This window comes from Enterobacter ludwigii (genome assembly GCA_023023105.1).
Lineage (GTDB): Bacteria > Pseudomonadota > Gammaproteobacteria > Enterobacterales > Enterobacteriaceae > Enterobacter > Enterobacter adelaidei.
In genome coordinates this window covers 741,411-766,560 of record CP083824.1, presented here as the reverse complement: position 1 = coordinate 766,560, position 25,150 = coordinate 741,411, and the positions used below count along the sequence as shown (strand labels likewise).

At 55.6% G+C, this 25,150-nt stretch carries 19 protein-coding genes and 1 riboswitch; of the genes, 16 read left to right on the top strand and 3 right to left on the bottom strand.

Annotated elements, in window-relative coordinates; all coding sequences use genetic code 11:
* The first annotated feature begins 56 nt into the window (after nucleotides 1–56).
* The 4 genes from sgrR to thiQ all read left to right on the top strand — a co-directional run bounded on the left by sgrR (nucleotide 57) and on the right by thiQ (nucleotide 5,129).
* Nucleotides 57–1,712, top strand: coding sequence for an HTH-type transcriptional regulator SgrR (gene sgrR, locus LCD46_03565; GenBank protein ID UOY71426.1), 1,656 nt, complete (start codon nucleotides 57–59; stop codon nucleotides 1,710–1,712).
* A 36-nt stretch (nucleotides 1,713–1,748) separates the two neighbouring features.
* Nucleotides 1,749–1,849: riboswitch (TPP riboswitch) on the top strand.
* 31 nt (nucleotides 1,850–1,880) lie between these two features.
* Nucleotides 1,881–2,864 (top strand): thiamine ABC transporter substrate binding subunit, encoded by a 984-nt coding sequence (gene thiB, locus LCD46_03560; protein ID UOY71425.1) that lies wholly within the window; start codon nucleotides 1,881–1,883, stop codon nucleotides 2,862–2,864.
* Entirely contained in the window at nucleotides 2,840–4,450 is a 1,611-nt protein-coding gene (gene thiP / locus LCD46_03555) for a thiamine/thiamine pyrophosphate ABC transporter permease ThiP (protein ID UOY71424.1), read from the top strand. The genes thiB and thiP overlap by 25 nt, the downstream gene beginning before the upstream one ends.
* Nucleotides 4,434–5,129: a thiamine ABC transporter ATP-binding protein ThiQ gene (gene thiQ, locus LCD46_03550; GenBank protein UOY71423.1), complete on the top strand. Its 696-nt coding sequence runs from the start codon at nucleotides 4,434–4,436 to the stop codon at nucleotides 5,127–5,129. The genes thiP and thiQ overlap by 17 nt, the downstream gene beginning before the upstream one ends.
* Here thiQ and LCD46_03545 read toward each other — a convergent pair.
* Nucleotides 5,126–5,893: a DedA family protein gene (locus tag LCD46_03545; protein ID UOY71422.1), complete on the bottom strand. Its 768-nt coding sequence runs from the start codon at nucleotides 5,891–5,893 to the stop codon at nucleotides 5,126–5,128. The genes thiQ and LCD46_03545 overlap by 4 nt on opposite strands.
* A 128-nt stretch (nucleotides 5,894–6,021) precedes the next feature.
* Nucleotides 6,022–6,867, bottom strand: coding sequence for an arabinose operon transcriptional regulator AraC (gene araC, locus LCD46_03540; GenBank protein UOY71421.1), 846 nt, complete (start codon nucleotides 6,865–6,867; stop codon nucleotides 6,022–6,024).
* A gap of 337 nt (nucleotides 6,868–7,204) precedes the next feature.
* Between araC and araB the strand changes: the two genes are divergently transcribed.
* The 6 genes from araB (at nucleotide 7,205) to rluA (ending at nucleotide 17,313) form a co-directional block, all read left to right on the top strand.
* Nucleotides 7,205–8,914 (top strand): ribulokinase, encoded by a 1,710-nt coding sequence (araB, locus tag LCD46_03535; GenBank protein ID UOY71420.1) that lies wholly within the window; start codon nucleotides 7,205–7,207, stop codon nucleotides 8,912–8,914.
* 10 nt (nucleotides 8,915–8,924) lie between these two features.
* A complete protein-coding gene (gene araA, locus LCD46_03530) occupies nucleotides 8,925–10,427 on the top strand; it encodes an L-arabinose isomerase (protein UOY71419.1) in 1,503 nt (500 codons plus the stop codon).
* Between the two features lie 52 nt (nucleotides 10,428–10,479).
* A complete protein-coding gene (araD, locus tag LCD46_03525) occupies nucleotides 10,480–11,175 on the top strand; it encodes an L-ribulose-5-phosphate 4-epimerase (protein ID UOY71418.1) in 696 nt (231 codons plus the stop codon).
* A gap of 44 nt (nucleotides 11,176–11,219) precedes the next feature.
* Entirely contained in the window at nucleotides 11,220–13,607 is a 2,388-nt protein-coding gene (gene polB / locus LCD46_03520) for a DNA polymerase II (GenBank protein ID UOY71417.1), read from the top strand.
* Nucleotides 13,608–13,734: 127 nt separating this feature from the next.
* The gene (gene rapA / locus LCD46_03515; protein UOY71416.1) at nucleotides 13,735–16,641 is read left to right on the top strand and encodes an RNA polymerase-associated protein RapA; all 2,907 of its coding nucleotides are present in this window, start codon (nucleotides 13,735–13,737) and stop codon (nucleotides 16,639–16,641) included.
* Nucleotides 16,642–16,653: 12 nt separating this feature from the next.
* Entirely contained in the window at nucleotides 16,654–17,313 is a 660-nt protein-coding gene (rluA, locus tag LCD46_03510) for a bifunctional tRNA pseudouridine(32) synthase/23S rRNA pseudouridine(746) synthase RluA (GenBank protein ID UOY71415.1), read from the top strand.
* 27 nt (nucleotides 17,314–17,340) lie between these two features.
* On the opposite strand, the gene djlA is transcribed toward rluA, so the two are convergent.
* Nucleotides 17,341–18,156 carry a co-chaperone DjlA gene (djlA, locus tag LCD46_03505; protein UOY71414.1) on the bottom strand — a complete coding sequence of 272 codons (816 nt, stop codon included), beginning with the start codon at nucleotides 18,154–18,156 and terminating at the stop codon, nucleotides 17,341–17,343.
* 238 nt (nucleotides 18,157–18,394) lie between these two features.
* Between djlA and lptD the strand changes: the two genes are divergently transcribed.
* From lptD to apaH, 6 genes are read left to right on the top strand one after another with little or no spacing between them, the layout of a single operon-like run.
* Entirely contained in the window at nucleotides 18,395–20,746 is a 2,352-nt protein-coding gene (gene lptD / locus LCD46_03500; protein ID UOY71413.1) for an LPS assembly protein LptD, read from the top strand.
* A gap of 53 nt (nucleotides 20,747–20,799) precedes the next feature.
* Complete coding sequence (surA, locus tag LCD46_03495; GenBank protein UOY71412.1) at nucleotides 20,800–22,086, top strand: peptidylprolyl isomerase SurA; 1,287 nt, start codon at nucleotides 20,800–20,802, stop codon at nucleotides 22,084–22,086.
* Nucleotides 22,086–23,072, top strand: a complete 987-nt coding sequence (pdxA, locus tag LCD46_03490) for a 4-hydroxythreonine-4-phosphate dehydrogenase PdxA (GenBank protein ID UOY71411.1) — start codon at nucleotides 22,086–22,088, stop codon at nucleotides 23,070–23,072. Before surA ends, pdxA begins: the two co-directional genes overlap by 1 nt.
* On the top strand, nucleotides 23,069–23,890 hold the full coding sequence (gene rsmA, locus LCD46_03485) for a 16S rRNA (adenine(1518)-N(6)/adenine(1519)-N(6))-dimethyltransferase RsmA (protein UOY71410.1): 822 nt from the start codon (nucleotides 23,069–23,071) through the stop codon (nucleotides 23,888–23,890). The genes pdxA and rsmA overlap by 4 nt, the downstream gene beginning before the upstream one ends.
* Before the next feature lie 3 nt (nucleotides 23,891–23,893).
* Entirely contained in the window at nucleotides 23,894–24,271 is a 378-nt protein-coding gene (apaG, locus tag LCD46_03480; protein UOY71409.1) for a Co2+/Mg2+ efflux protein ApaG, read from the top strand.
* Between the two features lie 4 nt (nucleotides 24,272–24,275).
* Complete coding sequence (gene apaH / locus LCD46_03475; protein ID UOY71408.1) at nucleotides 24,276–25,124, top strand: bis(5'-nucleosyl)-tetraphosphatase (symmetrical) ApaH; 849 nt, start codon at nucleotides 24,276–24,278, stop codon at nucleotides 25,122–25,124.
* Nucleotides 25,125–25,150: the final 26 nt, after the last annotated feature.

The window sequence follows — 25,150 nt, the reverse complement described above, 5'->3', positions numbered from 1 at the left end:
TTGGCTTAATATAGGGATTAATAAATTGCTGATTATTTGTCAGGAGTTCCTCTTTTATGCCTTCCGGTCGACTGCAACAACAATTTATCCGCCTCTGGCAGTGCTGTGAGGGGCAATCGAAGGAGACCACGCTGAACGAGCTGGCTGACCTGCTCAGCTGTTCTCGCCGTCATATGCGTACCCTGCTTAACACCATGCAACAGCAAGGCTGGTTGAGCTGGGAAGCAGAGGCGGGTCGCGGCAAACGCTCGCGTCTTACCTTTCTCTATACCGGGTTAGCGCTACAGCAGCAGCGTGCAGAAGATTTGCTGGAGCAGGATCGCATCGATCAGCTGGTGCAACTGGTCGGCGACAAAGCGGCCGTACGCCAGATGCTGGTTTCACATCTCGGGCGCAGTTTTCGTCAGGGCCGACACATCCTGCGGGTGCTCTACTATCGGCCAATGAAAAATCTGTTACCCGGCACGGCGTTGCGTCGCTCTGAAACCCATATGGCCCGACAAATCTTCAGCGGCCTGACGCGCATAAATGAGGAAAATGGGGAACTGGAAGCAGATATTGCGCACCACTGGCAGCAACTTTCCCCGCTTCACTGGCGCTTTTTTTTACGCCCTGGCATCCACTTTCACCACGGCCGCGAGCTGGAGATGAGCGACGTCATTGACTCTCTTCAGCGCGCGCGCGCACTTCCTCTGTATGCCCATGTCTCGCGGATCCACTCCCCGACAGCATGGACCGTTGACATCGAACTGTCCGAGCCAGACCAGTGGTTGCCGTGGCTAATGGGCTATGTTCCGTCGATGATCCTGCCGCGCGAATGGGCATCTCTGCCTCATTTTGCCAGCCAGCCCGTAGGGACAGGCCCTTACGCAGTGACGCGCAATACCAGCAACCAGCTTAAAATTCGCGCCTTTGACGACTACTTTGGCTATCGCGCGCTGATCGATGAAGTCAACGTCTGGGTTCTGCCTGACATCAGCGAAGAGCTGAGCTGCGGCTTAACGCTGGAAGGGCCAACCGAGGGGGAAAAAGCGGTTGAAAGCCGTCTTGAAGAAGGCTGCTATTACCTGCTGTTTGACGCTCGCAGCCATCGTGGCGCCAGTCGCGAGGTGCGCAGGTGGGTTAGCCACATTCTCTCTCCGGCTAACCTTATCTATCAGGCGGAAGAGCAATACCAGACATACTGGTTCCCGGCCTACGGCCTGCTCCCACGCTGGCACCACGCCCGACCGGTTCACGGTGAAAAGCCTGCCGGGCTGGAGTCGATCACGTTGACCTATTACCGTGACCATGTGGAGCACCGCTTTATCGCCCGGATCATGAGCAAACTGCTGGCTGCTGAAGGCGTTCATCTCGACATTCAGGAGGTCGATTATGATGAATGGCACCGCGGAGATATCGTCAGTGATATCTGGCTGAACAGCGCCAACTTCACCCTACCGCTCGATTTCTCGCTGTTCTCTCACCTGTATGAAGTGCCGCTGATCCAGCACTGCATCGAACGCGACTGGCAGCAGGATGCCGCCCGGTGGCGAGCAGGTGAGATGAACCTGGCCTCGTGGTGTCAGCAACTGCTCGCGCAGCAGGCGATTGTGCCGCTGATCCATCACTGGCTGATGATTCAGGGTCAGCGCAGTATGCGCGGCCTGCGGATGAACACCTTAGGCTGGTTTGATTTTAAATCCGCCTGGTTTGCCCCGCCGGAGCCATAACGCTTTCGCAATATTCACCAAATCATTACAATAGCGCCGTTCTCAACGGGGTGCTGCATCACTGATGTGCGCTGAGATAATACCCGTCGAACCTGATCCGGATAACGCCGGCGAAGGGATTTGAGGCTGTTGCTCAAAATCCTTTGCCACTCAACCCTGAGGTGCAAAGTGTTAAAAAAAGTTCTCCCCCTGCTGGCGCTGTTCGCGCTGCCTGCTATTGCGAAGCCCGTTCTGACGGTCTACACCTACGACTCCTTCTCTGCTGACTGGGGCCCAGGCCCGGTGGTGAAAAAAGCCTTTGAAGCGGACTGTAACTGTGAATTGAAATTCGTGGCGCTGGAAGATGGCGTCTCACTGCTCAACCGCCTGCGTATGGAAGGGAAAAACAGTAAAGCCGATGTGGTGCTCGGGCTGGATAACAACCTGCTGGAGGCCGCCTCGCAGACCAAACTGTTTGCCAAAAGTGGCGTAGCTGCAGATGCCGTCAACGTTCCGGGCGGCTGGAAAAATGACACTTTCGTTCCGTTCGACTACGGCTACTTTGCCTTTGTTTACGACAAAAACAAGCTGAAAAACCCGCCGAAAAGCCTGAAAGAGCTGGTGGAAGGCGATCAGAAATGGCGCGTCATTTATGAAGACCCTCGCACCAGCACTCCGGGTCTGGGTCTGCTGCTGTGGATGCAGAAAGTCTATGGGGATAAAGCGCCGGAAGCATGGCAGAAACTGGCCGCCAAAACCGTCACTGTCACTAAAGGCTGGAGTGAAGCCTACGGTCTGTTCCTGAAAGGGGAAAGCGACCTGGTACTGAGTTATACCACCTCCCCGGCCTACCACATCATCGCTGAGAAAAAAGACAACTATGCCGCGGCCAATTTCGCTGAAGGTCATTACCTGCAGGTGGAAGTGGCTGCGCGTACCGCGGCCAGCAAACAGCCAGAACTTGCCGAGAAGTTCCTGAAATTTATGGTTTCACCGGCATTCCAGAATGCCATTCCGGCGGGTAACTGGATGTATCCTGTGACCAACGTAGCATTGCCAGCAGGTTTCGAGCAGCTGACCAAACCGCAAACGTCTCTGGAGTTTACGCCGCAACAGGTCGCTTCACAGCGTGCAGCATGGGTAAGTGAATGGCAACGCGCCGTCAGCCGCTAATTCCCGGCTGGTTAATTCCTGGGCTGCTCGCCGCCATGCTGATGGTGGCGGTCAGCCTGGGCGCTTTTCTTGCATTGTGGTTGAACGCGCCAGAGAGTGACCTGCTCTCCCTCTGGCACGACAGCTATCTCTGGCACGTTATCCGCTTTTCTTTCTGGCAGGCGTTTCTCTCTGCCCTGCTGTCGGTGACCCCCGCCATTTTCCTTGCTCGTGCGCTTTATCGCAGGCGTTTCCCCGGCAGGCAGGCGCTGCTGCGCCTGTGCGCCATGACGCTGATCCTGCCCGTGCTGGTAGCCGTGTTTGGCATCCTGAGCGTTTATGGTCGTCAGGGCTGGCTGTCTTCACTGTTCGGCCTGCTCGGTCTGGAGTGGCATTTCTCGCCATACGGGCTTCAGGGCATCCTGCTGGCGCACGTCTTTTTCAATATGCCGATGGCGACACGGCTCTTTTTACAGGCGCTGGAAAATATCCCCGGCGAGCAGCGCCAGCTTGCGGCACAGCTGGGCATGCGCGGCTGGTCTTTCTTCCGCTTTGTTGAATGGCCGTGGCTGTGCCGCCAAATCCCGCCAGTTGCCGCGCTGATCTTCATGCTCTGCTTTGCCAGCTTTGCTACCGTGCTTTCACTGGGTGGTGGACCGCAGGCAACAACCATTGAGCTGGCAATCTATCAGGCGCTGAGTTACGACTACGATCCTGGTCGGGCTGCGCTGCTGGCGATAGTTCAGATGGTGTGCTGTCTTGTACTGGTGCTGCTGAGCCAGCGTCTGAGTAAAGCCATTTCGCCGGGCAGTAACCAGATAACAGGCTGGCGCGATCCCCAGGATAGCCTGCGTAGCCGTATCACCGATATTTCGCTTATTACGCTGGCGCTGCTGCTGATGCTGCCGCCGCTGATGGCCGTTATCATCGATGGCCTGAACCTCAATCTCCTGTCCGTGTTGCAGCAGTCTGTGCTCTGGCAAACGACCTGGACTTCACTGCGCATTGCGCTGGCCGCCGGGTTGCTGTGCGTCATACTGACCATGATGCTGCTGTGGAGCAGTCGCGAGCTTTATGCCTGCCATGCCCGTAAAGCCGGACAGGCGCTGGAGCTAACGGGTATGCTGATCCTGGCCATGCCAGGCATTGTACTGGCGACGGGATTCTTTTTACTTTTCAACAGTACCGTGGGTCTGCCGGAAAGTGCCGACGGCATTGTGATATTTACCAATGCCCTGATGGCGATCCCTTATGCTCTGAAGGTACTGGAAAACCCGATGCGCGACGTTAATAGCCGCTACGCACTGCTGTGTCAGTCACTTGGCATTCAGGGCTGGCAACGGCTGAGAGTCGTCGAACTGCGGGCACTAAAACGCCCTCTGGCACAGGCGCTGGCTTTCGCCTGCGTGCTCTCAATCGGTGATTTTGGCGTGGTCGCGCTCTTCGGCAATGAAGATTTCCGCACGCTGCCATACTGGCTGTACCAGCAGATCGGCTCTTACCGTAGCCAGGATGGCGCCGTCACGGCACTCTTGCTGCTGTTACTCTGCTTTGCCTTATTTACCGTTATCGAAAAACTTCCGGGGCGTGATGTTAAAACTGATTGATGTAACCTGGCTCTACCAGCACCTGCCAATGCGCTTCACGCTTTCTGCCCGCCAGGGAGAGATGATTGCGGTTCTGGGCCCAAGTGGAGCAGGAAAAAGCACGTTGCTCAATCTGATAGCCGGGTTTCTGCAACCGGCAAGCGGGTCAATAATGATTGAAAACCACGATCATACCCGCACGCCACCCGCCCGGCGTCCGGTGTCGATGCTGTTTCAGGAAAATAATCTTTTCACCCATCTTACCGTACGGCAGAACATCGCCCTGGGGATGGATCCGGGGTTAAAACTGAACGATACCCAGCGCCAGAAGCTGGAGATTATTGCCGGGCAGATGGGGATCACCGGGTTTATCGACCGTCTGCCAGGGGAGCTTTCCGGCGGTCAACGCCAGCGTGTCGCGCTGGCGCGTTGTCTGGTACGCGAGCAGCCTGTTCTGTTGCTGGACGAGCCCTTCTCTGCACTCGACCCGGCGCTGCGCCAGGAAATGCTGGCTCTGGTACAGGAGGTCTGCCAGCGTCAGAAGCTCACCATGTTGATGGTATCGCACAGCATTGAGGATGCCGCGAGGATTGCTCCGCGATCGGTGGTGATCGCGGAGGGTCGCATTCTATGGGATGGCGAAACGGAAGCACTGGTAAGTGGGAAAGCGAGCGCATCACAGCTTCTGGGTATTGGTTAACGGCTGACGACCTTCAATAAAATCTCGCCATACACCGGCATCAGCGGGTGGCGGATCAACGCCACCAGCGCCACTACGGCTATGCCGAGCGTCAACGGCGCAAGCCACAAAAGGCGCGAGCGAGGCAGGTAGCGCGTCAGACGATCAATATTCGCTTTCGCGCTGCGCCACAGCCGCCAGCACAGCCATGCGGCGATCCACAGCAGCAGAGCGGTCGCCAGCAATAGCCACTTAAACTCACCGCTTTGCATACCATCAGGAATATCAATAGCCGCCCCCGCGAGGATCCCCGGCAGGAAGTAAAACGGCGGCCAGAAGACACAGCCGATAATATTCGGCACAACAAATTTTGTGACTGGCAGATCCAGCATCCCGGCGACCATGGGCACCAGCGGACGCGTCGGCCCGACAAAGCGGCCGACCAGGATGGTGAACATGCTGTGCTGGTGCAGCGCATGTTCGGTTTTATCCAGCAGGGCTTTGTTCTTTTTCATGAACGACCAGCGGTGCAGCGGCTTCTTAAAGCGCCAGCCCAGCCAGAAGGAGATCCAGTCGCCCAGCAGGCAGCCGATAATCCCGGCCAGCCACGCCTGCCAGAAGTTGACCTCGCCGCTGCCAATCAGCGCGCCAAGCCCGGCCATCATCACGGTGCCGGGCAGAATTAACCCGACCAGCGCCAGCGATTCCAGAAACGCCACCAGCGCAACGGCGATGAGCGAGTACATAACGGACTGGGTAATAAAGTGTTCCAGCAAAGCCTGCATAACTATTCCGGTCAGAAAACGAATCAGCGATTCTGCTTAGCGCCCCGCACCGCGTCAAGGCATCAATTGTCTGAATAGTTTACAGGTTGCTTCCACAGTTCACCTGTTTGTTTATCTTTTTTTACCGTTTATTCACAACCCGCGCGGAATTCACTGGGGCTGGCACCCGTGCATTTTTTGAAAACACGAGAGAAATAAAGTTGATCCTCAAAGCCCACGTTACGCCCCACGGTGGCAATCGGCATCCGGGTGGTGCTGAGTAACAGCTTCGCCTGACTGATACGCTGGTCCTCACGCCAGCTTAGCACGCTGACGCCAAGCTGCTGGCGAAAGAGATGCGACAGCCGCGACGGAGACAGACAGACGTGCTGAGCGACGCTGGCGATATCAAACTGACTATCTGCCAGATGGTCACTGATGTACTGGCAGGCGTCGCGCACGCGGTTATCCAGTGGAGGATTAAGCGATTCGTTAATGGCCTCCATACGCCGCAGCAGCAGTTGTTCAAGCAGGTTAATCGCCAGCAGTTCGGCATAACGTCCTCCCGCCTGCCCCGCCTCAATGATCTGCGCAAAAAGCTCGCGAAACTGAGCAAGATGGAGATCATCCGGTCGATAAAAACCGGTATGCGCAAAAATCGCCGGCCACGAAAGCCACTCCTGCCAGTAGGCGCGCGGACGGAAGTAGACCCACTGGTGATACCACTCTTTTGCATCCGGGTGACGCCCGTAGTGGTGGATCTCCCCCGGCGGGAACAACAGGATATCGCCGGGGCGGCAGACAAACTGCTGGTCACCGTTCTTGATGATCCCCTCCCCGCGCACGGTCAGGTTGAGGATATACCCTTTCATCCCGAGTGGGCGGTCAATGTAAAAGTCGAGGTATCCCTCAGCCTCGATAGGGGTCAGTCCCGCCACAAGGTGCGCGTTAAACGAGTATCCCGGCAGCAAAGGATCGTTTTGCGTTTCGGCCATAGATTCAGTTCTCCCAAGGGTCCTGAAGGAAACCAATTGTCCATATCGTAAAAAGCAGGTTAAAAATGGCCCGCGAAAAGATCCAAAAAGCATCACGCCTCTTTTACGTCCGCCATGTTTCAGCCTTTCCCCCTGATTTATCCGCCAGGTCAGGCAAATAAGCAGTAACAAAAGTGTCTATAAGTGCGGCAGAAATGTCCACATTGAATATTTGCACGGCGTCACACTTTCCATCGCAACAGCAATTTAGTCCATAAGATTAGCGAATCCTGCCTGACGATTTTCGCCCCCAGTCTCTAATGTTCTTCCATACCTGTTTTTTTGATGGAGCAACACCATGGCAATTGCGATTGGCCTCGATTTTGGCAGCGACTCGGTTCGCGCGCTGGCAGTGGACTGTACGTCCGGCCAGGAGATAGCAACCAGCGTTGAGTGGTACCCGCGCTGGCAAGAGGGGCGCTACTGCGATGCGCCAAATAACCAGTTCCGTCACCACCCGCGTGACTACATCGAGTCAATGGAAGCGGCAATCAAAACCGTTCTCGCTGAACTGACTGACGCTCAGCGGGCAGAGATTGTCGGGATTGGCGTCGACAGTACCGGTTCTACACCAGCCCCTGTGGATGCGGAAGGCCGCGTGCTGGCGCTGCGCCCTGAGTTTGCCGACAACCCGAACGCCATGTTCGTGCTGTGGAAAGACCATACCGCCGTGGAAGAGGCCGAAGCCATCACCCGCCTGTGCCATCAAACGGGTAAAACAGACTACTCGCGCTACATCGGCGGCATTTACTCCAGCGAATGGTTCTGGGCCAAGATCCTGCACGTTACCCGTGCAGACGCATCGGTTGCCCAGGCGGCCGTCTCCTGGATTGAACTGTGCGACTGGGTTCCCGCTCTGCTCTCCGGCACCACCCGCCCGCAGGATATCCGTCGTGGTCGCTGCAGCGCCGGGCATAAATCCCTGTGGCACGAAAGCTGGGGCGGCCTGCCTCCGGCTGCGTTCTTCGATGAACTCGACCCGATCATCAACAAGAGCCTGACATATCCGCTGTTTACCGACACCTTCACCGCTGATATCCCTGCCGGCACGCTCTGCGAAGAGTGGGCGAAGCGTCTTGGGCTTCCGCAGAATGTGGCCATCTCCGGCGGCGCGTTTGACTGCCATATGGGCGCAGTCGGAGCAGGTGCACAACCCAATACGCTGGTGAAAGTGATCGGCACCTCGACCTGCGACATTCTGACGGCAGATAAATCCACCGTTGGCAACCGCGCGGTAAAAGGTATCTGCGGCCAGGTTGACGGTAGCGTGGTGCCGGACTTTATCGGCCTTGAAGCCGGTCAGTCTGCGTTTGGTGATATCTACGCCTGGTTTGGCCGCGTGCTCGGCTGGCCGCTGGACCAGCTGGCGGCGGCGCATCCTGAACTGAAAACCCAGATCGCCGAGAGCAAAAAGCAGCTCCTGCCACAGCTCACTGACGCCTGGGCAAAAAATCCGTCTCTCGATCATCTCCCGGTGGTGCTGGACTGGTTCAACGGCCGCCGTACGCCGTTTGCTAACCAGCGCCTGAAAGGGGTGATTACCGATCTCAACCTGGCAACCGACGCACCTGCGCTGTTTGGCGGTTTGATTGCCGCCACCGCGTTTGGCGCACGCGCCATTATGGAGTGCTTCACCGAACAGGGCATCGACGTGAACAACGTGATGGCGCTGGGCGGTATCGCCCGTAAAAACCCGGTGATCATGCAGGCCTGCTGCGACGTGCTGAACCGTCCGCTGCAGATTGTGGCCTCCGATCAGTGCTGCGCGCTGGGCGCGGCAATTTTCGCCGCCGTCGCCGCAGGTGTTCACGCGGATATCCCGACGGCTCAGCAGCATATGGCGAGCGCCGTCGAAAACACCCTGCAGCCGCGCGCCTCGCAGGCGCAGCGCTTTGAACAGCTTTATCAGCGCTACCAGCAATGGGCAAAAAGCGCCGAACTCCACTATCTCCCTGTCGCCGCCCCGGCCAAAAGCACCGCGGACACTACGGCAACCCTGACCCATTAAGGACACGACGATGACCATTTTTAATAATTATGAAGTGTGGTTTGTGATTGGCAGCCAGCATCTGTACGGGCCGGAAGCACTGAAACAGGTGACGAAACACGCGGAGCATGTCGTTAACGCGCTGAATGCAGAAGCTAAACTGCCGTGCAAACTGGTGCTGAAACCGCTGGGCACCACGCCGGACGAAATCACTCACATTTGCCGGGACGCCAACTACGACGATAAATGCGCCGGGATGGTGGTGTGGCTGCATACCTTCTCGCCCGCCAAAATGTGGATCAATGGCCTGTCCATCCTCAATAAACCTTTACTTCAGTTCCATACCCAGTTCAACGCCTCCCTGCCGTGGGACAGCATCGACATGGACTTTATGAACCTGAACCAGACCGCGCACGGCGGCCGTGAGTTTGGCTTCATCGGCGCGCGTATGCGTCAGCAGCACGCCGTCGTGACTGGCCACTGGCAGGATCAGCACGCGCAAAAACGTATCGGCTCCTGGATGCGTCAGGCGGTCTCTAAGCAGGACACCCGCCACCTGAAAGTGGTGCGTTTTGGTGACAACATGCGTGAAGTTGCGGTCACCGACGGCGATAAAGTCGCCGCGCAGATCAAGTTCGGTTTCTCCGTGAATACCTGGGCCGTGGGCGACCTGGTTCAGGTGGTGAATGAAATCAGCGATGGCGACGTGAGCGCGCTGGTGGATGAGTACGAAAGCAGCTATCGCCTGACGCCAGCGGCACAGATCAACGGCGACAAGCGCCAGAACGTGCTGGACGCGGCGCGCATTGAGCTGGGCATGAAGCGTTTCCTGGAACAGGGCGGCTTCCACGCTTTCACCACCACGTTTGAAGATCTCCACGGTCTGAAACAACTGCCAGGCCTGGCAGTACAACGTCTGATGCAGCAGGGCTACGGCTTTGCGGGCGAAGGCGACTGGAAAACTGCCGCTCTGCTTCGCATCATGAAAGTGATGTCAACCGGTCTGCAGGGCGGCACCTCCTTTATGGAGGATTACACCTACCACTTCGAGAACGGCAACGACCTGGTGCTCGGCTCTCACATGCTGGAAGTGTGCCCTTCTATCGCCGTCGAAGAGAAACCGATCCTCGACGTGCAATACCTTGGTATCGGCGGCAAAGCCGATCCGGCGCGTCTGATCTTCAACACGCGTACTGGCCCGGCTATCAACGCCAGCCTGATCGATCTGGGCGATCGTTTCCGCCTGCTGGTCAACTGCGTCGACGCGGTTGAAACGCCGCACTCCCTGCCTAAACTGCCGGTCGCCAACGCCCTGTGGAAAGCACAGCCTGATCTGCCAACCGCGTCAGAGGCCTGGATCCTGGCCGGTGGAGCGCACCACACGGTCTTCAGCCACGCACTGGATCTCAATGACATGCGTCAGTTTGCCGAACTGCACGATATCGAGCTGACCGTGATTGATAACGATACCCGCCTGCCAGCCTTCAAAGACGCGCTGCGCTGGAACGAAGTCTATTACGGTTCAAAACGTTAACAGGGGAATCTTTGGCCTGCCGCAGGGCGGGCCTCTTTTCCTGGAGGATTGCATGCTAGAAGAACTCAAACGTCAGGTACTCGAAGCCAACCTGGCGCTGCCGAAACACAATCTCGTCACCCTGACCTGGGGTAACGTTAGCGCCGTTGATCGGGAAAAAGGCGTGTTTGTGATCAAGCCTTCCGGCGTCGATTACAGCGTAATGACGGCGGAAGATATGGTCGTGGTCAGTATCGCCACGGGCGAAGTAGTGGAAGGAACGAAAAAGCCCTCCTCTGATACGCCAACTCACCGTCTGCTGTACCAGTCATTCCCGACGGTCGGCGGCATTGTCCACACCCATTCACGCCATGCGACCATCTGGGCGCAGGCTGGCCAGTCCATCCCGGCCACTGGCACCACGCACGCGGACTACTTTTACGGCACCATTCCCTGTACCCGTTTAATGACCGATGCAGAGATCAACGGTGAATATGAGTGGGAAACCGGCAACGTGATTGTCGAAACCTTTGAAAAGCAGGGAATCGACGCGGCTCAGATGCCGGGGGTTCTGGTGCACTCCCACGGCCCGTTTGCCTGGGGGAAAAACGCGGAAGATGCAGTGCATAACGCGATAGTGCTCGAAGAAATTGCCTATATGGGGATCTTCTGTCGCCAGCTGGCGCCGCAGCTACCGGATATGCAGCAAACCCTGCTGGATAAACATTATCTGCGCAAGCACGGTGCGAAAGCCTATTACGGGCAATAAACTGTATATATACCCAGCATAAACTATTCAACCAGGCTATAATCATGCCTGGTTTTGTTTTATGGGATAACGGCGTGGCGCAGGCGCAAGAAGGCTTTTTACTGACCCGACACTGGCGGGATACCCCTCAAGGTACTGAGGTTGCATTCTGGCTGGCAACGGACAACGGCCCGCTGAATGTTACGCTGCCGCCACAGGAATCCGTGGCCTTTATTCCTGAGGCACACGTCGAAAAAGCGAAGCAGTTGCTGCGCGGCGAAAATAACTGGCGCATCACGCCGCTTGAACTGAAGGATTTTCACCGTCAGCCGGTTTACGGACTTTACTGTCGCGCCCACCGGCAATTAATGCGCTATGAAAAACTGCTGCGTGAAGCGGGTGTCACGCTTTATGAAGCGGATATCCGTCCACCGGAGCGTTTTCTGATGGAGCGGTTTATTACCGCACCGGTTTGGGTCGATGGCACCGAGCAAAACGGCCGAATTGTCGATGCACGCCTGAAGCCCAACCCGCACTATCGCCCGCCGCTGAAATGGGTGTCGCTGGATATCGAAACCACCCGCCACGGGGAACTGTACTGCATTGGTCTGGAAGGCTGCGGCGATCGGGTTGTCTATATGCTCGGACCGCCGAATGGCGATGCCTCCGCGCTGGATTTCCGGCTGGAGTATGTCAACAGCCGTCCTCATCTGCTGGAAAAACTGAATCAGTGGTTTGCCGAGTACGACCCCGATGTGCTGATTGGCTGGAACGTGGTGCAGTTTGACCTGCGGGTGTTGCAAAAACACGCCGAGCGGTACCGAATTCCGCTGATGCTGGGACGTGGCAATACGGAAATAGAATGGCGCGAACATGGTTTTAAAAACGGCGTATTCTTCGCCCAGGCTAACGGCCGCCTGATTATCGACGGCATTGAGGCACTGAAATCCGCCTTCTGGAACTTCTCTTCGTTCTCTCTGGAAGCCGTCGCGCAGGAGCTGCTTGGCGAAGGCAAATCTATCGACAACCCCTGGGACAGAATGGATGAAATAGACCGCCGCTTTAACGAAGATAAACCGGCGCTTGCCACCTATAACCTGAAAGACTGCGAGCTGGTCACGCAGATTTTCCACAAAACCGAGATTATGCCGTTCCTGCTGGAGCGTGCGACGGTAAACGGTCTCGCAGCCGATCGACACGGCGGCTCCGTGGCGGCCTTTAGTCATCTCTACTTCCCCCGTATGCACCGTGCGGGGTATGTCGCCCCGAATCTCGGAGAGGTACCACCGCAGGCCAGCCCCGGCGGTTATGTCATGGATTCCCGGCCAGGGTTGTATGACTCCGTGCTGGTGCTGGACTACAAAAGCCTCTACCCGTCGATAATCCGCACCTTCCTGATCGATCCCGTCGGGCTGGTTGAGGGCATGGCCCAACCGGATGATGAGCACAGCACCGAAGGCTTTCTCGGGGCTCGCTTCTCACGCGAAAAACACTGTCTGCCGGAGATCGTCGGAAGCATCTGGCACGGTCGCGACGAAGCCAAGCGCCACGGCAATAAGCCGCTCTCGCAGGCGCTAAAAATCATCATGAATGCCTTTTATGGCGTGCTGGGTACCAGCGCCTGCCGTTTCTTCGACCCACGGCTGGCCTCCTCGATCACCATGCGCGGTCACGAGATCATGCGACAGACCAAAGCGCTGATTGAATCCAGGGGCTATGACGTCATCTACGGCGACACGGACTCCACCTTTGTGTGGCTTAAGGGTGGACATTCGGAAGACGATGCCGCGCAAATCGGCAAAGCACTGGTTGCCTACGTAAACGACTGGTGGCGGGTGCATTTGCAAAAAGAGCGGTTAAACAGCGCGTTAGAACTGGAATATGAAACCCATTTTGCCCGCTTTTTAATGCCCACCATTCGCGGTACCGATCAGGGTAGCAAGAAGCGCTACGCCGGGCTGATTCAGGAAGGCGACGCGCAGAGGATGGTCTTTAAAGGGCTGGAGACGGTACGCACCGACTGGACTCCTCTGGCGCAACAGTTCCAGCAAACGCTCTATCTGCGAGTCTTTCGCAATGAGCCTTATCAGGATTACGTGCGCGAAACCATTGCCAGCCTGATGGCCGGTGAGCTGGACGATCAACTGGTATATCGCAAACGCCTGCGCCGCCCGCTGGCTGAATACCAGCGCAACGTACCGCCACACGTGCGCGCCGCCCGTCTGGCGGATGAAGAGAATGTGCGACGGGGTCGCTCGCCGCAGTATCAAAACCGGGGGACAATCAAATATGTCTGGACCACCAGCGGCCCGGAACCTGTTGATTATCAACAGTCGCCACTCGATTACGATCACTACCTGACGCGCCAGCTCCAGCCCGTTGCAGAGGGAATTTTACCCTTCATCGACGATGATTTTGCTACACTAGTGACAGGGCAACTTGGCCTATTTTGACACGTGACGAAATGGCTGCCATCCAGTACCATAGCGCCCTTTCCATTCCCGGACCCATTTTTCGATGACCGTCTTTTTTGACGGGGTCGAACTATTGCCTGCAATTAAAGATTAGAGCCGAACAACTATGCCTTTTACACTTGGTCAACGCTGGATCAGCGATACAGAAAGCGAACTCGGATTAGGAACTGTCGTTGCCGTCGATGCGCGCATGGTTACCCTCCTCTTCCCTGCCACTGGTGAAAACCGCCTGTACGCTCGCAATGACTCCCCTGTGACCCGCGTGATGTTTAATCCGGGTGACACCGTGACCAGCCATGACGGCTGGCAGCTCAAGGTTGAAGACGTAAAAGAAGAGAATGGACTGCTCGCCTACATTGGCACTCGCCTGGACACTGACGAGACCAATGTCATCCTGCGTGAAGTGCTGCTCGACAGCAAACTGGTTTTCAGTAAGCCGCAGGACCGCCTGTTTGCCGGGCAAATCGACCGCATGGATCGTTTCTCTCTGCGCTATCGCGCCCGTAAGTTCCAGAGTGAACAGTACCGTATGCCGTGGAGCGGCCTGCGTGGTCAACGCACCAGCCTGATCCCTCACCAGTTGAATATCGCCCATGACGTCGGCCGTCGTCATGCACCTCGCGTACTGCTGGCAGACGAAGTGGGTCTGGGTAAGACTATTGAAGCCGGTATGATCCTGCATCAACAGCTGCTTTCTGGCGCAGCCGAGCGCGTGCTGATTGTGGTTCCTGAAACCCTGCAGCATCAGTGGCTGGTCGAAATGCTGCGCCGCTTTAACCTGCGCTTCTCGCTGTTTGACGACGAACGCTACGCAGAAGCCCAGCACGATGCGGACAACCCGTTTGAAACTGAACAGCTGGTAATTTGCTCGCTGGACTTCGTGCGCCGCAGCAAGCAGCGTCTTGAACACCTGTGCGATGCCGAATGGGATCTGATGGTCGTCGATGAAGCGCATCATCTGGTCTGGAGCGAAGATGCGCCGAGCCGCGAATATATGGCGATCGAACAGCTTGCCGAACGTGTACCTGGCGTCCTGCTGCTGACCGCAACGCCGGAACAGCTGGGGCTGCAAAGCCACTTTGCACGTCTTCGCCTGCTCGACCCAAACCGTTTTCATGATTTTGAGCAGTTTGTTGAAGAGCAGAAAAACTACCGCCCGGTTGCCGACGCTGTCGCCCTTTTACTGGCGGGCAAGCGTCTGTCCAATGACGAACTCAATACCCTGAGCGATCTGATTGGCGAGCAGGATATTGAACCGCTGCTGCAGGCAGCCAACAGCGAAGGTGACAACGCGGAATCAGCACGTAAAGAACTGATCGATATGCTGATGGACCGCCACGGCACCAGCCGTGTTCTGTTCCGTAACACCCGTAACGGCGTGAAAGGTTTCCCGAAACGCGAACTGCACACCATCAAACTGCCACTGCCAACGCAGTACCAGACGGCGATTAAAGTGTCCGGCATCATGGGGGCGCGTAAAACCGCCGAAGAACGTGCGCGTGACATGCTCTATCCGGAACAAATTTACCAGGAATTCGAAGGTGATACCGGCACCTGGTGGAACTTTGACCCACGCGTAGAGTGGCTGATGGGCTACCTGACCGCACACCGTTCTCAGAAAGTGCTGGTGATCTGCGCCAAAGCCGCCACTGCACTGCAGCTGGAGCAGGTTCTGCGTGAGCGTGAAGGTATTCGTGCAGCCGTGTTCCACGAAGGCATGTCTATTGTTGAACGTGACCGTGCGGCAGCCTGGTTTGGTGAAGAAGACAGCGGCGCACAAGTTCTGCTGTGTTCTGAGATCGGCTCTGAAGGTCGTAACTTCCAGTTCGCCAGCAATCTCGTGATGTTCGATCTGCCGTTTAATCCGGATCTGCTGGAGCAGCGTATCGGTCGTCTGGATCGTATCGGTCAGGCGCACGATATTCAGATCCACGTTCCGTATCTGGAAAAAACCGCTCAGTCCGTTCTGGTGCGCTGGTTCCATGAAGGTCTGGATGCATTCGAGCATACCTGCCCAACAGGCCGTACCATTTACGATCAGGTTCATAGCGACCTGATCGGTTACCTGGCAGCGCCAGAAACAACCGACGGTTTTGATGAGCTGATCAAATCTTGCCGCGAGAAGCACGACGCGCTGAAAACTCAGCTGGAGCAGGGACGTGACCGTCTGCTGGAGATCCACTCCAACGGTGGCGAAAAGGCACAAGCGCTGGCTGAAAGCATTGAAGAGCAGGATGACGACACCAGCCTGATCAGCTTCTCCATGAACCTGTTCGACATCGTCGGGATCAACCAGGACGATCGCGGTGAGAATATGATCGTTCTGACCCCGTCCGATCACATGCTGGTCCCTGATTTCCCGGGCCTGCCGGAAGATGGCTGCACCATCACCTTCGAGCGCGATCTGGCCCTCTCTCGCGAAGATGCCCAGTTCATTACCTGGGAGCACCCGCTGATCCGCAACGGTCTGGATCTGATCCTCTCTGGTGATACAGGCAGCAGCACCATCTCCCTGTTGAAAAACAAGGCGCTGCCGGTCGGTACCCTGTTGGTCGAGCTGATCTACGTTGTGGAAGCCCAGGCGCCGAAACAGCTGCAGCTCACCCGCTTCCTGCCGCCGACGCCAGTGCGTCTGCTGCTGGACAAAAACGGCACCAACCTGGCCGCACAGGTCGAGTTCGAGAACTTCAACCGTCAGCTAAGCGCGGTAAACCGTCATACGGGCAGCAAGCTGGTCAACGCAGTTCAGCAGGACGTGCATGCCATTCTGCAACTGGGTGAAACCCAGGTTGAAAAAGCGGCCAGGGCGCTGATTGATGCCGCGCGCAGTGAAGCGGACGAGAAGTTATCTGCTGAACTTTCCCGTCTGGAAGCGCTGAAAGCGGTGAACCCGAACATCCGTGACGACGAGCTGGCGGCGATTGAAAGCAACCGCCAGCAGGTGCTGGAAAGCCTGGACCAGGCGAGCTGGCGTCTGGATGCCCTGCGTCTCATCGTTGTGACGCATCAGTAAACGGAGCGCGAAATGGTAATGGAGCCCTACAATCCACCGACGGATCCCTGGCTGGTCATTCTGTATCAGGATGAGCACATTATGGTCGTCAACAAGCCAAGCGGCTTGTTGTCCGTGCCGGGACGTCTGGATGAACACAAAGACAGCGTGATGACGCGTATTCAGCGTGATTATCCGCAGGCTGAGTCCGTCCATCGTCTGGACATGGCAACCAGCGGCGTGATTGTAGTGGCTCTGAATAAAGCGGCGGAGCGGGAGCTTAAACGCCAGTTCCGCGAGCGCGAGCCGAAAAAACAGTACGTGGCGCGCGTATGGGGTCACCCGGCGCAGGAGGAAGGGCTGGTGGATTTACCGCTGATTTGCGACTGGCCGAACCGGCCAAAGCAGAAAGTGTGTTATGAAACCGGCAAGGCGGCGCAAACCGAGTATGAAGTGCTGGAGTACTCGCCGGATAACACCGCGCGCGTATTGTTAAAGCCAATTACCGGACGCTCTCACCAGCTGCGCGTACATATGCTCGCTATGGGGCATCCGATTCTGGGCGACCGCTTCTACGCACCGCCTGAAGCGCTGGCCTTAGCGCCACGTCTGCAGTTGCACGCGCAGACGCTCACCATCACTCACCCGGCCTTCGGTAACGCGATGACGTTTAAAGCCCCGGTGGACTTCTAAAAAAAGCCCGACACCGTCGGGCTTTGTTTATTTGAAACCTTTCTTCTCTTTAATGAGCTCGTACGCCTTCTGGATTTCCTGCGCTTTTTGCTTCGCCATCTCCATCATTTCTGGTGGCAGGCCTTTCGCGACCAGTTTGTCCGGATGATGCTCGCTCATGAGCTTACGATAGGCACGTTTAATCGTGGTCTGATCGTCAGAGGGCTTTACGCCAAGCACATTGCAGGCGTCCTCCAGCGTCGGGCCACGCTGCGCCTGCTGCCAGGCACCGCCAGACGACTGCTGGTGATAGCCGCCGCCAAATTGCGCACCGCCCTGCATCATCCGCAGGAACTGGTCGAACTGCATACGGGAAATCCCCAGTTCCTCCGCAATGACGTATAAAACATCACGTTCATTAGGATGAAGCGAGCCGTCGGCGAATGCCGCCTGAATTTGAATCTCCAGAAACATCCGAATTAAATCGAAACGACCGAAGCAGATGCTGCGGAACTGACGCATTTTTTCGCGCAATGGATAGTTATCAGATTTACCGATGCGGAACGCATTTTGCGCCTCCAGACGGGAGTCTCCATGCAGATTCATACGATCCATAAAGACGCTGGCAATCTGAATATCGGCTTCTGTCACGCGTCCTTTGGATTTGGTTAAGTGCCCCATGACCTCAAAGGTGGTTGAGAAAAAGAGGGACTGGCGCTCGCGCTGGTTGGCAAACCAGGCCATTTTGCGGCTGCGCGCCTTATCAAACATATGGCCGATAATAAGCCCAAGCACAATTCCCCAGAACCCGGCACCCATGATGATGGCGAACGCAACGCCGATTATTTTACCCCAATACTGCATATACTCCCCGGATAGTCATATTCCTGTACGACGCAACGCCATCATCACAGTGTTTAAGCCACGGTCAATTGAAGGACATCGCCTATAATTTGCTTTATCATACTCGTCATTCGATAGCGAGCCTAACACTCTGGCACGCAAACGGCAGGATTAACGCTGGTACTGCGCTGATGAGTAAGATAGTCTCTGAGCGTTTGTAAGCCGTAGCCACTGATGACGGAACAATAAAATACAACGTATGAAAAAACGTATCCCCACCCTCCTGGCCACAATGATTGGCACAGCCCTGTACAGTCAACAGGGGCTGGCGGCCGATCTCGCCTCGCAGTGTATGCTTGGCGTCCCAAGTTATAATCGTCCTCTGGTGAGTGGCGATACAAATAACTTACCGGTAACCATTACTGCCGACAGTTCCAAAGGTACCTATCCTGACAATGCCACGTTTACGGGTAATGTGGATATTAACCAGGGTAACAGCCGCCTGCAGGCAGATGAAGTGCAGTTGCACCAGAAGCAGCCGGAAGGTGCGGCCGAGCCGGTACGAACGGTGGATGCGCTGGGTAATGTGCACTATGACGACAATCAGGTCATCCTGAAAGGTCCGAAAGCCTGGTCAAACCTGAATACTAAAGATACTAACGTCTGGAAAGGTGATTACCAGATGGTGGGTCGCCAGGGGCGCGGTGACGCAGACCTGATGAAACAGCGCGGTGAAAACCGCTATACCATTCTGGAAAATGGTACCTTTACCTCCTGTCTGCCAGGTTCGAATACCTGGAGCGTGGTCGGGAGCGAAGTCATCCATGACCGTGAAGAACAGGTTGCCGAGATCTGGAACGCGCGCTTCAAGCTGGGTCCGGTTCCAGTGTTCTACAGCCCTTACCTGCAACTTCCCGTGGGTGACAAACGTCGCTCCGGCTTCTTGATCCCTAATGCCAAATACAGCACCACGAACTACTTTGAGTTCTACCTGCCGTATTACTGGAACATTGCGCCCAACATGGACGCCACGATCACGCCGCACTATATCCATAAGCGCGGCAACATCATGTGGGAAAACGAGTTCCGTTATCTGACTCACGCCGGTGCGGGTCTGATGGAGCTGGATTATCTGCCGTCGGATAAAGTCTTCCAGGACGAGCATCCAACGGAAGGTAACAAGCACCGCTGGATGTATTTCTGGCAGCATTCCGGGGTGATGGATCAGGTCTGGCGTTTCAACGTCAACTACACCAAGGTCAGTGACCCGAACTACTTCAACGATTTCTCGTCAAAATACGGTTCAAGTACCGATGGCTATGCCACACAGATCTTTAGCGTTGGCTATGCGGTGCAGAACTTTGATGCAACGGTCACAAGCAAGCAGTTCCAGGTCTTCTCCAGCCAAACGGCAAGTACCTATGGTGCTGAGCCACAGCTGGACGTCAACTGGTACCAGAATGACGTAGGTCCATTCGATACCCGTATTTATGGTCAGGCGGTGCATTTTGTAAACACAAACGCCAATATGCCGGAAGCCACGCGTGTTCACCTGGAGCCGACCATCAACCTGCCATGGTCGAACGACTGGGCAAGTCTGAACACAGAAGCCAAGCTGATGGCGACCCACTATCAGCAGAAAAATATTGATGATTACAATACCACCAACAATGCCCATCTTGAGGAATCCGTAAACCGTACGCTTCCTCAGTTCAAAATGGACGGTAAGCTAATCTTCGAACGCAATATGGGCCTGCTGGCGGATGGCTATACCCAGACGCTTGAGCCACGTATGCAGTACCTGTACGTGCCTTATCGCGACCAGAGCAACATCAATAACTACGACTCCTCTTTACTGCAATCTGACTATAGCGGCCTGTTCCGCGACCGTACCTACGGTGGCCTTGACCGCATTGCATCTGCGAACCAGTTAACGACCGGCGTCACATCGCGTGTTTATGATGATGCTGCCGTTGAACGTTTTAACGTTTCTGTTGGTCAAATCTACTATTTCACCGAGTCACGAACCGGTGATGACAACATTAACTGGGAGAAAGACAACAAAACGGGTTCACTGGTTTGGGCTGGTGATACTTACTGGCGTATGACTGAGCGCTGGGGCCTGCGTGGCGGAGTGCAATATGACACTCGCCTGGACAATATCGCCAACAGTACTGCGGCCATTGAATATCGCCGTGATGAAGACCGTATGGTGCAGTTGACCTATCGTTACGCCAGTCCGGAATATATTCAGGCCACATTGCCAAACTATGGTACTGGGGCACAGTATAAAGACGGCATCTCGCAGGTGGGTGGCGCAGCAAGTTGGCCAATCGCCGATCGCTGGTCAATCGTCGGGGCTTACTACTTTGACACCAACACCAGTAAATCAGCTGACCAGATGGTGGGTCTGCAATATAACTCTTGCTGTTACGCGCTGCGCGTCGGTTACGAGCGCAAACTTAACGGCTGGGATACTAAAAACAATCAAAGCGAATACGATAACGTGATTGGCTTTAACTTCGAGTTACGCGGTTTGAGTTCCAATTACGGTCTGGGTACGCAGAAAATGCTTCGTTCGAACATTCTGCCGTACCGTAGCTCTTTGTAATGTGCTTGATTTGCAACGTAATCCGCTTTGCGGTTAATTGAAATGGAAAAAGTATGAAGAACTGGAAAACGCTGCTGCTCGGTGTCGCTATGGTTGCGAATACCAGCTTCGCGGCCCCCCAGGTTGTTGATAAGGTCGCTGCTGTGGTTAACAACGGCGTCGTGCTTGAAAGTGACGTTGACGGTCTGATGAAATCTGTGAAGCTCAATTCGGGCGAAGCAGGCCAGCAACTTCCGGATGATGCAACGTTGCGCCACCAGATCCTGGAGCGTCTGATCATGGATCAGATCGTTCTGCAGATGGGTCAAAAAATGGGTGTGAAGGTCACTGACGAGCAGCTCGATCAGGCGATTGCTAACATCGCGAAACAGAACAATATGTCCATGGATCAGATGCGCAGCCGTCTGGCCTACGACGGTATCAGCTACGCCACCTACCGCAACCAGATCCGTAAAGAGATGCTGATTTCGGAAGTGCGTAACAATGAAGTGCGTCGCCGTGTCACGATCCTGCCTCAGGAAGTGGACGCGCTGGCAAAACAGGTCGGTAACCAGAATGATGCCAGCACTGAGCTGAATCTGAGCCACATTCTGATCCCACTGCCAGAGAATCCAACCTCCGATCAGGCTGCTGAAGCAGAAAGCCAGGCACGTTCTATTGTCGAACAAGCGCGTAATGGCGGTGACTTTGGCAAGCTGGCGATCACCTACTCCGCAGACCAACAGGCGCTTAAAGGCGGCCAGATGGGTTGGGGACGTATTCAGGAGCTGCCATCCATCTTTGCCCAGGCACTGAGCACAGCGAAGAAAGGCGATATCGTCGGTCCAATCCGTTCAGGTGTGGGTTTCCACATTCTGAAAGTGAACGATCTCCGTGGGCAGAGCCAGAATATTTCCGTTACGGAAGTCCATGCTCGTCATATCCTGCTGAATGTCTCTCCGATCATGAATGATGATCAGGCACGTGCGAAACTGGAACAAATTGCTGCTGACATTAAGAGCGGTAAAACATCCTTCGCAAATGCTGCAAAAGAGTTCTCTCAGGATCCAGGCTCTGCTAACCAGGGCGGCGATCTGGGCTGGGCGGCTGCGGATATTTATGATCCTGCATTCCGCGATGCACTGATGAAGCTGAACAAGGGCCAGATCAGTGCTCCGGTTCACTCTTCGTTTGGCTGGCATCTGATCGAGCTGATGGATACCCGTAACGTTGATAAAACGGACGCGGCGCAGAAAGACAGAGCCTACCGGATGCTGTTTAACCGTAAGTTCTCTGAAGAAGCGGCAACCTGGATGCAGGAACAACGCGCCAGTGCTTACGTGAAAATTCTGAGTAACTAATGAAACAGCATCGTGTTGTTATCACTCCCGGCGAACCCGCCGGGATTGGGCCTGACCTCGTTGTCCAGCTCGCCCAGCGCAGCTGGCCGGAAGAACTGGTTGTCTGCGCTGATGCAACACTGTTACAAGACCGGGCAACACTGCTCGGTCTGCCTTTAACGCTTATCCCTTACGTTGAAGGTCAACAGCCAGCACCGCAACAAGCCGGTACGCTCACGCTGCTTTCTGTTCCCCTTCGTACGCCTGTTGTCCCAGGCCAGCTCAGCACGGAAAACGGCCACTATGTCGTTGAAACCCTTGCACGCGCCTGCGACGGTTGTCTGAAAGGTGAATTTGCCGCGCTTATCACCGGCCCCGTGCACAAAGGCGTCATCAACGAAGCGGGTATCCCGTTTACCGGCCATACCGAGTTCTTTGAAGAACGCTCGCACAGCCCGAAAGTGGTGATGATGCTGGCGACGGAGGAGATGCGCGTTGCTCTGGTGACAACCCACCTGCCCATTAAGGCCATCCCTGATGCCATCACTCCGGAACTGCTGCGGGAGATCATCGGGATCCTGCATCATGACCTGCAAACCAAATTCGGCATCAAACAGCCACACGTTCTGGTCTGCGGCCTGAATCCACACGCTGGTGAAGGTGGGCACATGGGCACCGAAGAGATCGACACCATTATTCCGGTACTTGAAGAAATGCGTGCAAAAGGGATGAATTTAAGCGGGCCACTGCCTGCTGATACCCTTTTCCAGCCGAAATACCTGGATAATGCCGACGCCGTACTTGCGATGTACCACGATCAGGGCCTGCCCGTGCTAAAATACCAGGGCTTTGGCCGCGGGGTGAATATCACCCTCGGCTTACCTTTTATTCGAACGTCCGTTGACCACGGTACTGCGCTGGATCTGGCAGGCCAGGGGAAAGCGGATGTCGGCAGTTTTATTACGGCGCTTAATCTCGCCATCAAAATGATTGTTAATACTCAATGACTAATCGAGTCCATCAGGGCCACTTAGCCCGAAAACGCTTCGGGCAAAACTTCCTCAACGATCAGTTCGTGATCGACAGCATCGTCTCTGCCATTAATCCGCAGAAAGGTCAGGCTATGGTCGAAATCGGCCCAGGTCTTGCCGCACTGACCGAGCCAGTAGGTGAACGCCTCGACGAACTGACCGTTATCGAACTGGACCGCGATCTGGCCGCACGCCTGCAAACGCACCCGTTCCTGGGGCCAAAGCTGACCATCTATCAGCAGGATGCCATGACCATGAACTTTGGCGAACTGTCAGAAAAAATGGGACAGCCTCTGCGCGTATTCGGCAACCTGCCGTATAACATCTCCACACCGCTAATGTTCCATCTCTTTAGCTATACTGATGCCATTGCTGATATGCACTTCATGTTGCAAAAAGAGGTTGTTAACCGACTGGTTGCAGGGCCGAACAGTAAAGCGTATGGTCGTTTAAGCGTGATGGCGCAATATTTCTGCAACGTGATCCCGGTCCTCGAAGTTCCGCCATCTGCCTTTACGCCGCCACCGAAAGTAGACTCTGCGGTTGTGCGCCTGGTGCCGCATAAAACGATGCCGTACCCGGTCAAGGATCTGCGCGTACTGAGCCGTATCACTACGGAAGCCTTTAACCAGCGCCGTAAAACAATCCGTAATAGCCTGGGTAATCTGTTTACGGTTGACGTGCTGGCTGAGTTGGGTATCGACCCGGCAATGCGTGCAGAGAACATCTCCGTAGAGCAGTACTGCAAGCTGGCTAATTACATCAGTGAAAATGCGCCTCCGAAGGAGAGTTAAGCCATGATTGATTCGCCCCGCGTCTGTGTCCATGTACAAAGCGTCTATGTTGAATCTCAATCCTCACCGGATGAAGAACGCTATGTCTTCGCTTACACCGTGACCATTCGCAATCTGGGGCGGATGCCTGTGCAACTGCGCGGGCGCTACTGGCTTATCACCAACGGTAATGGCCGTGAAATCGAAGTTCAGGGTGAAGGTGTGGTCGGTGAACAACCCCATATCGATCCTGGCGAAGAGTATCAGTACACCAGCGGCGCGGTGATTGAAACGCCGCTGGGTACCATGCAAGGCCATTACGAAATGGTCGACGTTGATGGCAATGTGTTCCGCGTTGCTATTCCTGTGTTCCGTCTCGCCGTTACAACACTCATTCATTAATCTAATGTCTACATATCTGATTGGCGACGTTCACGGTTGCTACGATGAACTGATCGCATTATTAAAACAGGTCGACTTTACGCCCGGACAGGACACACTCTGGCTAACGGGAGATTTAGTTGCGCGTGGCCCCGGCTCTCTTGATGTTTTACGTTTCGTCAAATCGCTGGGAGACAACGTGCGCATGGTGCTGGGCAATCACGATCTGCATTTACTGGCTGTCTTCGCCGGGATCAGTCGCAACAAACCCAAAGACCGGCTCACGCCATTGCTGGATGCACCGGACGCGGACGAGCTGATCAACTGGCTACGCCGTCAGCCCTTGCTGCAGGTCGACGAAGAGAAAAAGCTGGTCATGGCCCATGCCGGGATCACGCCGCAATGGGATCTTGAAACGGCGAAAACCTGTGCGCGTGATGTTGAAGCGGTTCTGGCAAGCGACTCATATCCTTTCTTCCTCGATGCCATGTACGGCGATATGCCGAACCACTGGAGCGAAGATCTCAGCGGTCTGGCCCGCCTGCGCTTTATCACCAACGCTTTTACCCGAATGCGTTTTTGTTTCCCGAACGGGCAGCTGGACATGTATTCAAAAGAGACACCGGAAAGTGCGCCCGCCCCGCTCAAACCGTGGTTTGCCATTCCGGGGCCTGTGACAAACGAATACAGCGTGGTGTTCGGTCACTGGGCTGCGCTGGAAGGTAAAGGCACGCCTGAAGGGATCTACGGTCTTGATACCGGATGCTGCTGGGGTGGAGAGTTAACCTGCTTGCGCTGGGAAGATAAAGCTTACTTTGTCCAGCCATCCAACCGACAGCTGGACTTAGGTGAAGACGAGGCCGTTGCCTCCTGAGGTTTATTCCCTCTCCCGGACGGGAG